This is a genomic window from Mycobacterium sp. (genome assembly GCF_036273375.1).
In the GTDB taxonomy this organism is placed as follows: Bacteria; Actinomycetota; Actinomycetes; order Mycobacteriales; family Mycobacteriaceae; genus Mycobacterium.
The window spans coordinates 1-13,639 of the sequence record NZ_DASUHS010000276.1 but is presented as its reverse complement, the minus strand read 5'-3'; the positions used below and the strand labels follow the sequence as shown (position 1 = coordinate 13,639).

Here is a 13,639-nt window from a genome sequence, read left to right as displayed (position 1 = left end):
TCGGTGAGGATGAATTACTTGGCAGGCTCGTCGCCGCGGCCCTCGGCCGCGACCTTGGACTCCTCGGTCTGCGCGGTCTCCCCAGTCGTCTCCGCCTCGCCCTCTGCCGGGACTTCCTCGGGGTAGTCGACGTAGTCGTCCTCGTCGGCCGAGGCCTCCTCGGCAGCCGGGGCTTCGTCGCCGCCCACGTCACGCCGCTGGCGCTCGCGCAGGGCGTCGAGAATCAACAGCACCACGCCCACCACGCTCGCGGCGATGCACACCCAGGCCACCAGCTCATTGCTCGTGACGACCGCGAACACCAACGCGACGAGCCCGATAAGGGCCAATACCAGCGCAATGATGAGCATCAGTCATCCTCCAAGCGACGAGCGAAACCGCGGTTCATGACCTAGTGTGCCTACCCCGAAGCTCGGCGAGTTACCGGCACGTCCGAAAAGCTAGTTGCTGCCCCGGTTGAACTGATCGAAGCTGCCCGCGTCCGCGCTGGAGTCCACCGGTGCCGCGGATCCACGCTGCCCGAGTTCTTCCAGCTGAGACTCCAGATAGGTCTTGAGGCGGGTGCGGTATTCGCGCTCGAACGTGCGGAGCTGCTCGAGTCGGCCTTCCAGGACGGTGCGCTGCTGGTTGATGGTGCCCATGATCTCGGAGTGCTTGCGTTCGGCGTCGGCCTGCAGAGCGTCGGCCTTCTCCTGGGCCTGGCGCAGCTGGGTCTCGGAGCGGGTCTGCGCATCCGCGAGCATGGCGTCGGCGCGCTGGCGGGCCTCGGTGACCGTGGTCTCGGCGGTGCTGCGCGCCTCGCTGACAATCTGGTCGGCATTGGCGCGGGCGTCGGCCAGCATCTTTTCCGACTCGCTCCTGGCCGTGGTGGTCAGGCGGTCGGCGGTGTCCTGCGCCAGCGTCAGCACCCGAGCGGCCTTCATGGCCTGTTCCTCGTTGTTGACCGCGGCGGCCGGGGCGGCCGGGGCTGCGACTGGCGCCGGCTTGACCGGTTCCGGTTCGGGGACGGGCTCGCGTACGGGGATGGCCTGGGTGGGCGCGGCCGCAGCGGCCGGGGTGGCCGAGCCACCACCGGAGGCCAGCTCGTGGTCCAGCTCTTCGATCCGCTGGCGCAGATCGCTGTTCTCTTCGATGAGCCGCGTCAGCTCGGCTTCCACCAGATCGAGGAAGGCATCCACCTCGTCTTCGTTGTAGCCCCGCTTGCCGATCGGTGGCTTACTGAACGCCACATTGTGGACGTCGGCTGGTGTAAGCGGCATTGTTTCGTCCCCTCAAGTTCCTTCTCGAACGTTCTGGAAAGTGTAGAACGCAGTGGTAGCCGTAGTGCAACTGCCGTCCATCCTGTCACACCAGGCGCGACCGTTGCTGATAAGCCCAATAAATAAGGCCCAATTTCAAGCTTTGAGGCCAATAAAATCCGAAACCTTAGAAATTTAAAATCGGGGGAACCAAACCGATGTTAAAGCGTGGCCGAACCGTCTCCGGGCGGGATGGCTTCGAACCGACGGGCCGCACGCGGCCTACGCCGCGGCGCCGAACGCCAGCTGCATACCGATGAACGCGACGAGCAACAGCACCATGATCGACAGGTCGAAGCGGACCGCTCCGATGGTGAGCTGCGGGATCAGCCTGCGGAGCAGTTTCACCGGCGGATCGGTGATCGACAGGATGATCTCCAGCACCACGACGGTGATCCCCGTCGGATGCCAGTCCCGACTGAACGAGCGGATGAACTCAACGACGACCCGAGCGATGAGCAGCAGCCAGAAAACGAATAGCGCAAACCCAAGGATCTGAAAGAACAACACCAACTGAAGTGCCCCGACCTTACCTCTGAGATGCCCAGCGATGCCAAGCGCCGCGGACCAGCGCGGCGCCTGCCAGCGTACCGACTCCGAGTAAGAGGCCTTATCTCACGTGGCCCCTTGAGGTGGTCGACGATCCGAGCCGCGCCGTGAAGCGGCCGGCGGATGTGGCTATTGGTAAGCGTAGAAGCCGGTTTCGGCGATCCGGCGGCGCTCCTCCGGGGACACGTCCACGTCGGCGGGCGACAGCAGGAACACCTTGGTCGCGACCTTGTCGAAGGAGCCGCGCAGTGCGAAGGCAAGGCCGGCCGCGAAGTCGACGAGACGCTTGGCGTCGGCGTTGTCCATCGACACCAGGTCCATGATGACCGGGGTGCCGTCGCGGAAACGCTCACCGATGGTGCGGGCCTCGCTGTAGTCCTTGGGCCGCAGCGTGGTGATCTTCGACAGCGGGTGGCCCTCCTCGAACATCATCGCCATCCGGCGCGGGTCCATCGCCAACGCTCCGCGGGTGGAGTTGCGCAACCACGACCCGAAACGCGGGCCGCCCCGCTCACCCCGGTCGAATTCGCGGGGGTGGACGGCGCCGTAACGGGGCTCGTCGCCATAGCCGCCGCGGTAACCGGCGGGCGGCGGATAGTCGGTGGGCTCGCGGCGCGGATCGTCGTAGTCGTCTTGCTCGTAGCGACCGTATCCGTCGTCAAATCGCGGGCGCGGAAAGCCACGGGACGGAGCGTGGTCGTCGTAATACTCGTCCTCGTAGTCGTCCATTGGAGCCATACCGAAATAGGCCTTGACTTTGTGCAGTGTGCTCATTGCGTTGACCCTTCTAGCCCCTGGGAGTACTGGTGTTAGTGATAAAGCTGTTACTGCAGTGACTACTTACGGTGACGGTAACCGCCGCGGGCCCAATAGCGCGGTACCGACACGCACACACGTCGAACCGTGTTTGACGGCAATTTCGAAGTCGTTGGACATGCCAGCGGACAACCCGACCGCGTCGCGATGCGCCTCGAGAACCCGCTGATGCTCGGATTGGAGCCGGTCAAAGGCCTCGTCGGGGTCCGAGTCCAGCGGCGGAATCCCCATCAGCCCGACCAGGTCCAGGTTCTTGGACTCCTCGACCTGGTCGCACACCTGGTCGACGGCGCCGGGTCGCGATATGTCGACGCCGCCGCGAGACTCGTCGCCGTCGAGGCTGACCTGGACGTAGATCCGCATCCGGGCGGTGCGGCGGCCCTCCGCCAGGGCCGCGGCCACACCGTTGTCGAGCGCGGTCACCAGGTGCGCGCTGTCGACCGAGTGAGCGGTGTGCGCCCAGCGCGCGACCGATTTGGCCTTTTTCCGCTGGATATGACCCACCATGTGCCAGCGTGGATTTCCCACATCCCCGTGCGCCGACGCCGCCAACAATCGGGTGACTTCGGCCACTTTTGCCCTGGCTTCTTGGTCCCGCGATTCGCCGACGACGCGGCAACCCAATCGGGACAAAGTCACTACATCGGTTGCTGGGAAGTATTTGGTAATCGGTAAAACTTCGATTTCACCGACATTGCGGCCGGCCGCCTCTGCCGCCGCCGCGAGGCGCGAGCGCACCAATGCCAATGCGCGGGTCAATTCCGAGTCGCGGTCGCTTCGACTGTCAGGCACTGGCATTCCTACCGCCATCGCGGTCACTCCATCCAGACCAGTGAGGCCAGCCGGCCGGTCGGCGCATCCCGCCGATGGCTGAACAATGCCGGGTCGTCCACCGTGCACCGTGGATCGATATCGATTGCCGTAACACCCAGATCCCTTAGCTGGCAAGCGATTCCGGCCCGCAGATCGAGCCCGGGAGTTCCCGCAGCGGTGGTGGTTCGGCTGCCCGGCAACGCCGCCTCGACCTCGTCGGCCATGGCTGCGGGCACTTCGTAATTGCGGCCGCTGACCGCCGGCCCCAGCAGCGCCGAGATGTCTTGGGGTTGCGCGCCGAGCTCCAGCATCGTCTCCACCGTCCGGGCCACCACGCCGCGCTGGGCGCCGACCCGGCCGGCGTGCACCGCCGCGGCAACACCGGCACGCGCATCGGCCATCAACACCGGAACGCAGTCAGCTGTTACCACCGCCAGGGCAAGTCGCGCCGTGCGGGTCACCAACGCGTCGGTGTCGTCGACCGCGGTGTCACGCGCTCCGTCGACCACCTCGACCCGCTCACCGTGCACCTGATTCATCCACACCACGCGGCCGGCGCGCAGGCCGACCGTGGCGGCCAGCCGGGCCCGGTTCGCGGACACCGCGGTCGGGTCGTCTCCGACGTGGTCGCCCAGGTTGAAGGTGTCGAAGGGCGGCTTCGACACACCACCGGCGCGGGTGGTCGTCACCCGCCTGATGCGAACGTTCACGTGACCAGTATCGGAGATTCCGTGTCGGCCAGGCCGCCCCGACTGTTGCGGTCGGGGGTCCAAGGTCACGGGCATATTCTCAGCGGCGCATGAAGGGCGGCACGTCGACGTCATCGTCGTCGCCGCCAATATTCAAGGTCGATCCGTTGGTGTGAACCGGCACGCTGACCGCGTCGACCGGTTCGAACAGCGTCGAGGTGAGCTTGCCCGCCTTCGCCGACTCGATCCGGTGCGCACCGCCCTTTTCTTCCTTGTCGGCGCTGCCGCCGATAACGGGTTTACGGCCGGCGCCGGCGGCGTCGAAGCCCGCGGCGATGACGGTGACGCGCACCTCGTCGCCCAGTGAATCGTCGATCACGGTGCCGAAAATGATGTTGGCGTCCTGATGGGCGGCGTCCTGCACCAGCGAGGCCGCCTCGTTGATCTCAAACAGGCCCAGGTCGCTGCCGCCCGCGATCGACATCAGCACGCCCTGGGCGCCCTCCATCGAGGCTTCCAGCAGCGGTGAGTTGATGGCGATCTCGGCGGCCTTGAGCGAACGGCCCTCGCCGCGGGCAGAACCGATACCCATCAGGGCCGTACCCGCGCCGGACATGATGCCCTTGACGTCGGCGAAGTCCACGTTGATCAGGCCCGGAGTGGTGATCAGGTCGGTGATGCCCTGAACGCCGTTGAGCAGCACCTCGTCGGCGCTTCGGAAGGCGTCCATCAGCGATACCGCGGCGTCGCCCATCTGCAGCAGCCGGTCATTGGGAATCACGATCAGGGTGTCGCAGCTCTCGCGCAGCGACGAGATGCCGCTCTCGGCCTGGTTGCCACGCCGCTTGCCCTCGAACGAGAACGGGCGGGTGACCACACCCACAGTCAGCGCGCCCAGTTTGCGCGCGATGCTGGCGACGACGGGCGCCCCGCCTGTCCCCGTCCCGCCGCCCTCACCGGCGGTGACGAAAACCATGTCCGCGCCGCGGAGCAGCTCTTCGATCTCATCCTTGGCGTCCTCGGCGGCCTTGCGGCCGACTTCCGGGTCCGCCCCGGCCCCAAGGCCACGCGTGGACTCGCGCCCGACGTCGAGTTTGACGTCGGCGTCGCTCATCAACAGCGCCTGGGCGTCGGTGTTGATCGCGATGAACTCCACGCCTTTGAGGCCTTGTTCGATCATCCGGTTGACGGCGTTGACGCCGCCGCCACCGATACCCACGACCTTGATCACGGCCAGGTAGTTATGCGGGGGGGTCATCATTCGTCTTCCTCCCTGATGGGCTTGGCTCAGCTCTCCCGGCGGTGCGCTCCTCCGGACGTTCGCGGCCCTCCCTGGCAAACCCTCAACCTCAACCATAGAGTTAGAGTTATGTCAAGTAGTTCCGCGCAACCAGAACGGTATGGGTATGGCGCGCCCTAACCCGGCAGGCGCGCCGACACGCGCCCCGCAAATTTTTGGCGATCTTGCCGCGTCGCGCGGCATGCCCGCTGTTGCACGGCATCGCGCCCTGCGACGTGACGAAGATCGCTACTTGACCGTCGGCAGGTCCGGGCTGGACACGTCGTAGGTCTTGCCGGGCTGGGTCAGGAGCGCGGCCAGCTTCTCGGCCTTCTCGTCGGTGCGGTCGGTGGTCCCCCAGATCACCACCCGGCCGTCGCCCAGCGTCAGGGTGATCGAGGCCACCGACGGCGCGGCGATGTGGCCGACCTGCCCCTGGACCTCGGGACGCAACGCGGTCAGCACCTGCAGGGCCGCCTTGGTGGCCGGGTCGTCCGGCCCCGGGTCGGCGACATCGAGGTACGGCAGCGCCGGTGGCGGCGGCCCGGTCGCGAAGTCCACTCCGTCCCGGTCGAAGAGATGCGGGCCGTCGGGAAAGTCTTTGACGGCCACCGGGACTCGCTCGACGATGCTGATCCGCAGCGCCGACGGGTACTGGCGCTGCACCCGCGCGCTGGCCACACGCCGGATCGCGGCCACCCGGTCGGCGACCTGGCTGGTGTTGATCTGCAGCAGCGGCGTGCCGGGCCGCACCCGCGCCGCATCGAGGACCTCTTCCCGGGTCACCACCCCGGTGCCGACGACAACGATGTTGCGGGCCGCCATCGCGGGCGTGAAATAGAGGATCAACGCCAGCCCGATGCCGACGCTCACCAGCAGGACGGTTGCCAGCAGCATCTTCAGGCCCCGAACGACGCCCCGCGCAACGGGTTTGGGCTCGTTGACCAGCCGTCCGGTGGCCCGGCGCTTCGCCTCGCGGCGGGCCTCTTCGATCGCGGTGGCCCGGGCCTGGGCGGCGCGGCGTTCGGCCCGCTCCCGGCGGGCGCGCCGGCGCGGTCCCTCGACCTCGGCCTGATCGGCCTCGTGAACGTCACCCGCGTCGCTCCCCGGCTGGTCCGCGCTCGTTCCGGTGCCGAGCGGTTCGGTGACCGCGCTGTCGCCAGGGTCGCCCGCGGGCTGGGCTTCGGCCTGTTCGCCGACCACGTTGGCCGGGACGGGGTCGTCCGGCTGCGTCATCGCAATGCCCCGGGAGCGCTGCGGTTGGCCCGCACCCGCAACGCCGTGACGATCTCGGGCCCGAGCAGTGTCACATCGCCGGCTCCCATGGTGACGATGACGTCGCCGGGCCCGGCGACCGCGGCCACCTGCTCGGCGGCCGCGGAGAAGTGCGGAAGATAACGCACCGGCGCACTGACGTGCTCGGCGACGCTGGCCCCGCTGATGCCGGTCAGCGGTTGTTCGCGGGCGCCGTAAACGTCGAGAACGAAAACCTCGTCCGCCGCGTCCAGCGCTCGTCCGAATTCCTCGGCGAAGGCCTTTGTCCGCGAATATAAATGGGGCTGAAACACCGCGATGCTGCGGCCGTCACCGCTCTGCTCGAGCAGGTTGCGGACCGCCGCCAGCGTGGCGATGATCTCGGTGGGGTGGTGAGCGTAGTCGTCGAACACCCGTACCGAGGCCGCGCTACCGACCAGTTCGAATCTTCGGCGCACGCCCTCGAAGCCGGCCAGGCCGTCCAGCACGGCGTCGACCGGGGCGCCGATCTCGATCGCCGCCAGCAGCGCGCCCATCGCGTTGAGCGCCATATGGCGCCCGGGCACCGACAACCGCATCACCCGCGGGTGCTGCTCCGGGTCCAGTTCGGGGGCCAGCCGGATCTGTGCGACGGCTTCGGTGCCCTGCTGTTGCCACGACATCAACGTCGCGGCCAGTTCGTCGCCGGAGCCCGCGGATCCGTATCGCAGCACCCGGATGCCCAGCTCTTCCGTGCGCCGTGCCAACTCGGCCGCCCCCGGGTCGTCCATGCACAACACCAGCGCCCCGCCGGGGGCCAGCCGCTCCACGAAGGCGTCGAACACGGCGACATAGGCGTCGGCGCTGCCGTAGAAGTCCAGGTGGTCGGTCTCGATGTTGGTGACCACCGCGACGTTGGGCGTGTACTCCAGCAGCGAGCCATCGCTTTCGTCGGCCTCCGCCACGAAGCAGTCGCCACTGCCGTGGTGGGCGTTGGTGCCGGCCTCCCCCATCTCTCCGCCGACCGCGAAGGAGGGGTCGCGCCCGCAGTGCTGCAACGCCACGATCAACATCGACGTCGTCGTCGTCTTGCCATGCGTGCCGGTAACCATCAGCGTGGTGCGCCCGTGCATCAGCTTGGCCAGCACGGCGGGCCGCAGGATCACCGGGATGCCGCGCCGGCGGGCCTCGACGAGCTCGGGGTTGGTTTTCGGGATGGCGGCGCGCGTCGTGACGACCGCGGTGGCGCCGCCGGGCAAGAGATCGAGCATGGCCGCGTCGTGCCCGATGTTGATCTGCGCGCCCCGGGCGCGCAGCGCGTGAATGCCGCGGGACTCCTTGGCATCCGAGCCGGATACCAGGCCGCCGCGGTCGAGCAGGATGCGGGCGATGCCCGACATGCCGGCTCCCCCGATGCCGACCATGTGTACCCGCTGCAGCTCGGGCGGCAGCTGGTCGGTGCTCATGACTTTCCTCCGGCCGGCAAGCGGCCGAGCTGGGCCTTCCTGGCGATGTCCAGCGCTGCCTGGGCGACCTGGCGCGCCGCGTCGGGATGTCCCACTCGCGCGGCGGCGGTAGTCATGGCCGCCAACCGCGTCGGGTCGCCCACCAACTCCGCCACTTCGCGGGCGACCAGCTCGGGCGTGAGGTCGGCGTCGGCGACGATCGTGCCGCCGCCGGCGTTGACCACCGGCAGGGCGTTGAGCCGCTGCTCGCCATTGCCGATCGGCAGGGGCACGTAGATGGCCGGCAATCCCACCGCCGAGACCTCGGCGACCGTCATCGCACCGGACCGGCAGATCACCAGGTCGGCGGCCGAATAGGCGAGGTCCATCCGGTCGAGGTAGGGAACCGCCACGTACGGCGGATCGCCCGGCTGGGGTTCGCGCAGGTCGAGGGCGTTCTTGGGGCCGTGCGCGTGCAAGACGGCCACGCCGGCGGCCGCCAGCTCGGCGGCCGCGCCGGAGACCGCCCGGTTCAGCGAGGCCGCCCCTTGCGAGCCACCGAACACCAGCAAAACCCGGGCGTCGTCGGCGAAACCAAAATAGCGGCGCGCCTCGTCGCGCAGCGCCGCGCGGTCCAGTGAGGTGATGGCCTCGCGCACCGGCACCCCGACCACCTCGGCGCGCGGCAACCCGCAATCGGCCACCGCGGAGAGCACCCGCTCGGCGGTGCGGGCGCCGACCCGGTTGGCCAGCCCGGCGCTGGCATTGGCTTCGTGGATCACCACCGGGACCCAGGGCTTGCGCGGTGAGACACCGCGGGCGGCGAGATAGGCCGGCAGCGCCACGTACCCACCGAAACCGATCACCACGTCGGCGTCGACCGCCCTCAGCACGGCACGGGTCTCCCGGACGGCCCGCCACACCCGCGATGGCAACCGGGCCAGGTCGCCGCTGGGTTTGCGCGGCAGCGGCACCGGCGTGATCAGCTCGAGGTCGTAGCCGCGCTCGGGCACCAGGCGGGTCTCCAGCCCCCGGGCGGTGCCCAACGCGGTGATCCTGACCTGCGGGTCGAGAGCGCTCAGCGCGTCGGCGACGGCCATTGCCGGCTCGACGTGGCCGGCGGTGCCGCCACCGGCGAGCACTACGGACAGTGGCTTTAGAGGCTTAAAAGACGACAACGCGGCACCGGCGGGCGAAGGGTTTCCCCCCCACCCGCCGGTCGGCTTGTTGACCGTGTCGTTCACCCGTAACGCTGACCTTCCAGTGCGCGAGCGCGTCGAGGCTGACGCTGGCCGGCCGCCTGACTGACGCGGCGTTGGCCAGTTCCATGATGCCTCGCCCGTGATCGAGCGGTACCGCCAGTCTGGCGAGCCTGCCGGCCGGCCGTTCGCGGCAGCGCCGGCCGCAGCGGGGCGTCGGCCTTGCGGGAAGCCTTGCGCCCGGGTGCGCCGGCGCCCTTGCGCGACGCCTCGGCCGACTTCGGACGGGCACGCTTGCGATCGCGGAGCGATTCCAGGCGCGTCGGCGAGTAGGGCTCGGGCAGCGGCAGCCGCAGGATCCGGTTCATCTTGTCGTCGCGGCCGGCCCGCAGCGCGGCCACCGCCTCGGGTTCGTGACGAGCCGCGTTGGCCATGATGCCGATCATGAAAAGCGTTGCCGCGGTGGATGTTCCACCGGCAGAAATGAGCGGCAGCTGAATACCGGTGACCGGGAGGATGCCAATCACATAGCCGATGTTGATGAACGCCTGGCCCAGCACCCACATGGTCGTGGTGGCGGTCAGCAGCCGCAGGAATGGGTCGGCCGAGCGGCGGGCGATCCGCATCCCCGTGTAGGCGAACAGCCCGAAGAGCACCAGCAGCGCGAACGCACCGATGAAACCGAGCTCCTCGCCGATGATCGCGAAGATGAAGTCATTGTGGGCGTTGGGCAGGTAGTTCCATTTGGCCACGCCCTGGCCCAGGCCGTCGCCGAAGATTCCGCCGTGCGCCAGCGCGAATTTGGCCTGTCGGGCCTGGTAGCCGGTGTCCTGTGGGTCGTTCTCGGGGTTGATCCAGGACCGCACCCGGTCCGACCGGTACCCGGCCGACATGGCCAGGACCGCGCCGGCCACGAAGACGGCCATCATTGAGGTGACGAAGACGCGCAGCGGCAGGCCCGCGTACCACAGCAAGGCCAGCAGGATGATGCCCAGCGACACCGTCTGCCCGAGGTCGGGCTGCGCCACGATCAGCGCCAGCGCGATCACCGCCGCCGGCACCAGCGGGATCAGCAGTTCACGCAGGCTCGCCCGCTCCAGACGACGGGCGGCCAGCATGTGGGCACCCCAGATGGCGAAGGCGATTTTGGCCAGCTCGGACGGTTGCATCGAGAAGCCCGCGACCACGAACCACTTACGAGATCCGTTGGCCAGGTTGCCGATACCGGGAACGAGCACCAGCACCAGCAGGATGACCGTGACGACGTAGCCGGTGAACGCGAGGCGGCGGATGAACCGCACCGACATCCGCAACGAGGCATAGCAGGCGATGAGGCCGATCGCGGTCCACAGCACCTGCTTGCCGAAGATCACCCAGGCCGATCCGTCGGCGTCGTAGGACCGCACGCCCGACGCCGACAGCACCATGATCAACCCCAGCGTCGTCAGCAATCCGGCTACCGCGACGATCAGGTGAAACGACGTCATGGGGCGGCCCAGCCAGGCGCCGAACCGGCCGTGCGAACCGCTCTCTTTGACGGCGGCCTGGCCTTTCTTGGCCTTTTGCGGCTGGTCGGCCTTCGTGCCCTTGGCTTCCGAGGTGTCGTCCGTGGCGTCGTCAGCCGGCCCGGGCTCGGCCGCGGCGGCCTCGGTGATGTCTTTACCCCGGCCCAGCAGCCGGGTCAGTGCGTTACCCACGCCCGCCCTACCGGAGCGCCGCGCGCACGGCGGACGCGAATGCGTCACCACGATCGGCGTAGCCCGCGAATTGGTCGAACGACGCGCCCGCCGGTGCCAGCAGGACGGTGTCGCCGGGCTGCGCCAGGGTACGAGCCGCGGCCACCGCCGCGTTCATCACCGCTGTGGCCAGATCGTCACCTGATTGTTCCACTTCTGTCACATCTGCCCCAAAAACCACAGCAGTCGCATCCATACCAGCATCCTCGCCTGTCACAACGTGCAGGACGGGGACATCCGGCGCGTGTCGCGATAACGCCTCCGCAACCTCTTGCCGATCTCGGCCGAGGAGCACCGCCCCGACCAGCCGGGACGCGATCCTGGCGACCTCGGCGTCGACCGATGCGCCCTTGAGCAGACCGCCGGCGATCCAGACGACCCGGGGGTAGGCCAGCACGGACGCCTCGGCAGCGTGGGGGTTGGTGGCCTTGGAGTCGTCGACGTAGGTGATGCCGTCCGCGACGGCCACGACTTCGGCCCGGTGCCGGCCCACCCGGAAGGAGGCGATCGCGGCCGCGATCGCCTCGGCCGGCACGTCGACGCAGCGCGCCAGCGCCGCGGCGGCCAGCGCGTCGAGCACCCCGACCGGCCCCGGCACGGGGATGGAGTCGACCGGCAGCAGGGCCAGGTCGTCGGCGAAGGCGCGGTCGACCAGGTGGCCCTCGCGCACACCCAGCTCCCCGGCCGCCGGTTCGCCCAAGCGGAAGCCGACCCGGACCGGCGCCCGGGCGGTGTCGAGCAGCGCCGCCGCCCGGGCGTCGTCCAGGCCCACCACCGCCACGCGGCCATCGAGCACCCGCGCCTTCGCCGCGGCGTAGGCGGCCAGGCTGCCGTGCCAGTCCAGGTGGTCTTCGGCGATGTTGAGCACCGCACCGGCCTCGGGCTGCAGCGAAGGCGCCCAATGCAATTGGAAACTCGACAGCTCGACGGCCAGCAGCTCGGCGGGTTCTTCCAAGACGTCGAGCACCGGGTCACCGATGTTGCCGCACAGCAGGCTGCGCCGGCCGCCGGCGGTCAGCATGGCGTGCAGCATCGAGGTGGTGGTCGTCTTGCCGTTCGTCCCGGTCACCACCAGCCAGCGGCGCGGCGGCCCGTAGAGGCCCGCGGCGTCGAGCCGCCAGGCCAGCTCCACGTCACCCCAGACCGGCACCCCGGCCGCCGCCGCGGCGAGCAGCAGCGGCGTGGTCGGTGCGAAGCCGGGACTGGTGACCAGCAGGGCGTAGCGGGAGATCTGCTCGATGGCCGTCGACGTGGACGCGGTCGCCACTCCCGCGTCGGCGTAGCCCCGCAACCTGGCCGGGTCGTCGTCGCACAGCGTCGGTGCCGCCCCGAACCGGGTCAGGGCCGCAAGCACCGCCTTGCCCGTGACCCCGCCGCCGGCCACCAGCACCGGCGCGCCGGGCGCCAAGGGCTCAAGACCGCTCATCAGGCACCGATCGCGCCCAGCCACTCACCATAGAAAAGGGCCACGCCCAGGCCGCAGGCGATCGCGGTGAGCAGCCAGAAGCGGATGATGACCGTGGTCTCGGCCCAGCCGGCCAATTCGAAATGGTGGTGAAAGGGCGCCATCCGGAACACCCGGCGCCCGGTGGTACGAAAAGTCAAGATCTGCAACACAACCGAGCTCACCTCGGCAACGAACAGCGAACCCAGCACGACGGCGAGTATCTCCGTGCGGCTGGTCACCGAGATGCCCGCGATGATGCCGCCCAGGGCCAGGGATCCGGTGTCGCCCATGAAGATCTTGGCGGGCGCGGCGTTCCACCACAAAAAGCCGATGCAGGCGCCGGCGGTGGCGGCCGCGACCAGCGCCAGGTCCAGCGGATCGCGCACGTTGTAGCAGCCCAGCCCGGGTGCGGTGACGCAGGCGTTGCGGTACTGCCAGAAGGTGATCAACACGTACGCGGCGGTGACCATCGCCATGCTGCCGGCGGCCAGCCCGTCCAGGCCGTCGGTGAAGTTGACCGCATTGGACCAGGCGCTGACGACGACCACGCAGAACAACACGAACAGGCCCGGGGCCAGGGTGACGGTGGCGATCTCGCGCACGTAGGACAGATCCGCGCTGGCCGGTGTCAGGCCGTTGTTGTTGTGGAACTGTAGCGCCAGCACCCCGAACAGCACCGCGGCGGCGACCTGTCCGATGGCCTTGGCCGTCTTGTTCAAGCCGAGGTTGCGCGACCTGCGGATCTTGATCAGGTCGTCGAGGAATCCGACGCCGCCGAGCACCGTGGCCAGGCCCAGCACCAACAGGCCCGACACGGTGACGCCTTCCCCGTCGAAGGCCATCCCGGCCAGGTGCGTGCCCAGGTAGCCCGCCCAGATGCCGGCCAGAATGGCAACGCCGCCCATCGACGGCGTGCCCCGTTTGGCGTGGTGGGTCGGCGGCCCGTCGTCGCGGGTGTGGTGGCCGAATCCCTGCCGAGTGAACAACCGGATCAGCGCCGGGGTCAACAGGATCGACACGGTCAGCGCGACGGCGACGGCGATGAGGATCTGCCTCATGCGCGCGTCCCGCCCTCGGCTGCCAGGGCGTCGGCCAGCGCACCGAGCCCCGCCGAGTTAGACGCCTTGACCAGGAC

At 68.9% G+C, this 13,639-nt stretch carries 13 protein-coding genes; all 13 read right to left on the bottom strand.

Annotation, left to right across the window (positions count from 1 at the left end; genetic code table 11):
- Positions 1–14 precede the first annotated feature (14 nt).
- The 13 genes from VFW69_RS24460 to mraY all read right to left on the bottom strand — a co-directional run bounded on the left by VFW69_RS24460 (position 15) and on the right by mraY (position 13,562).
- Positions 15–350 (bottom strand): hypothetical protein, encoded by a 336-nt coding sequence (locus tag VFW69_RS24460; RefSeq protein ID WP_526505523.1) that lies wholly within the window; start codon positions 348–350, stop codon positions 15–17.
- Positions 351–440: 90 nt separating this feature from the next.
- Positions 441–1,259, bottom strand: a complete 819-nt coding sequence (gene wag31 / locus VFW69_RS24455; RefSeq protein WP_526505521.1) for a DivIVA-like cell division protein Wag31 — start codon at positions 1,257–1,259, stop codon at positions 441–443.
- 261 nt (positions 1,260–1,520) lie between these two features.
- Complete coding sequence (locus VFW69_RS24450) at positions 1,521–1,811, bottom strand: YggT family protein (protein ID WP_066998156.1); 291 nt, start codon at positions 1,809–1,811, stop codon at positions 1,521–1,523.
- Between the two features lie 165 nt (positions 1,812–1,976).
- On the bottom strand, positions 1,977–2,621 hold the full coding sequence (locus VFW69_RS24445) for a cell division protein SepF (RefSeq protein WP_526505518.1): 645 nt from the start codon (positions 2,619–2,621) through the stop codon (positions 1,977–1,979).
- Between the two features lie 66 nt (positions 2,622–2,687).
- The gene (locus tag VFW69_RS24440) at positions 2,688–3,461 is read right to left on the bottom strand and encodes a YggS family pyridoxal phosphate-dependent enzyme (protein WP_526505516.1); all 774 of its coding nucleotides are present in this window, start codon (positions 3,459–3,461) and stop codon (positions 2,688–2,690) included.
- Positions 3,462–3,478: 17 nt separating this feature from the next.
- Positions 3,479–4,186 carry a peptidoglycan editing factor PgeF gene (pgeF, locus tag VFW69_RS24435; RefSeq protein WP_526505514.1) on the bottom strand — a complete coding sequence of 236 codons (708 nt, stop codon included), beginning with the start codon at positions 4,184–4,186 and terminating at the stop codon, positions 3,479–3,481.
- 79 nt (positions 4,187–4,265) lie between these two features.
- Positions 4,266–5,423: a cell division protein FtsZ gene (gene ftsZ / locus VFW69_RS24430; protein ID WP_526505553.1), complete on the bottom strand. Its 1,158-nt coding sequence runs from the start codon at positions 5,421–5,423 to the stop codon at positions 4,266–4,268.
- 270 nt (positions 5,424–5,693) lie between these two features.
- Entirely contained in the window at positions 5,694–6,680 is a 987-nt protein-coding gene (locus tag VFW69_RS24425; protein ID WP_526505512.1) for a cell division protein FtsQ/DivIB, read from the bottom strand.
- On the bottom strand, positions 6,677–8,143 hold the full coding sequence (gene murC / locus VFW69_RS24420) for a UDP-N-acetylmuramate--L-alanine ligase (RefSeq protein WP_526505510.1): 1,467 nt from the start codon (positions 8,141–8,143) through the stop codon (positions 6,677–6,679). The genes VFW69_RS24425 and murC overlap by 4 nt, the downstream gene beginning before the upstream one ends.
- Complete coding sequence (murG, locus tag VFW69_RS24415; RefSeq protein ID WP_526505508.1) at positions 8,140–9,366, bottom strand: undecaprenyldiphospho-muramoylpentapeptide beta-N-acetylglucosaminyltransferase; 1,227 nt, start codon at positions 9,364–9,366, stop codon at positions 8,140–8,142. The genes murC and murG overlap by 4 nt, the downstream gene beginning before the upstream one ends.
- Positions 9,363–11,018, bottom strand: a complete 1,656-nt coding sequence (gene ftsW, locus VFW69_RS24410; RefSeq protein ID WP_526505506.1) for a putative lipid II flippase FtsW — start codon at positions 11,016–11,018, stop codon at positions 9,363–9,365. Before ftsW ends, murG begins: the two co-directional genes overlap by 4 nt.
- Positions 11,019–11,025: 7 nt before the next feature.
- A complete protein-coding gene (murD, locus tag VFW69_RS24405) occupies positions 11,026–12,483 on the bottom strand; it encodes a UDP-N-acetylmuramoyl-L-alanine--D-glutamate ligase (protein WP_526505504.1) in 1,458 nt (485 codons plus the stop codon).
- A complete protein-coding gene (mraY, locus tag VFW69_RS24400; RefSeq protein WP_526505502.1) occupies positions 12,483–13,562 on the bottom strand; it encodes a phospho-N-acetylmuramoyl-pentapeptide-transferase in 1,080 nt (359 codons plus the stop codon). The genes murD and mraY overlap by 1 nt, the downstream gene beginning before the upstream one ends.
- Positions 13,563–13,639 lie beyond the last annotated feature (77 nt).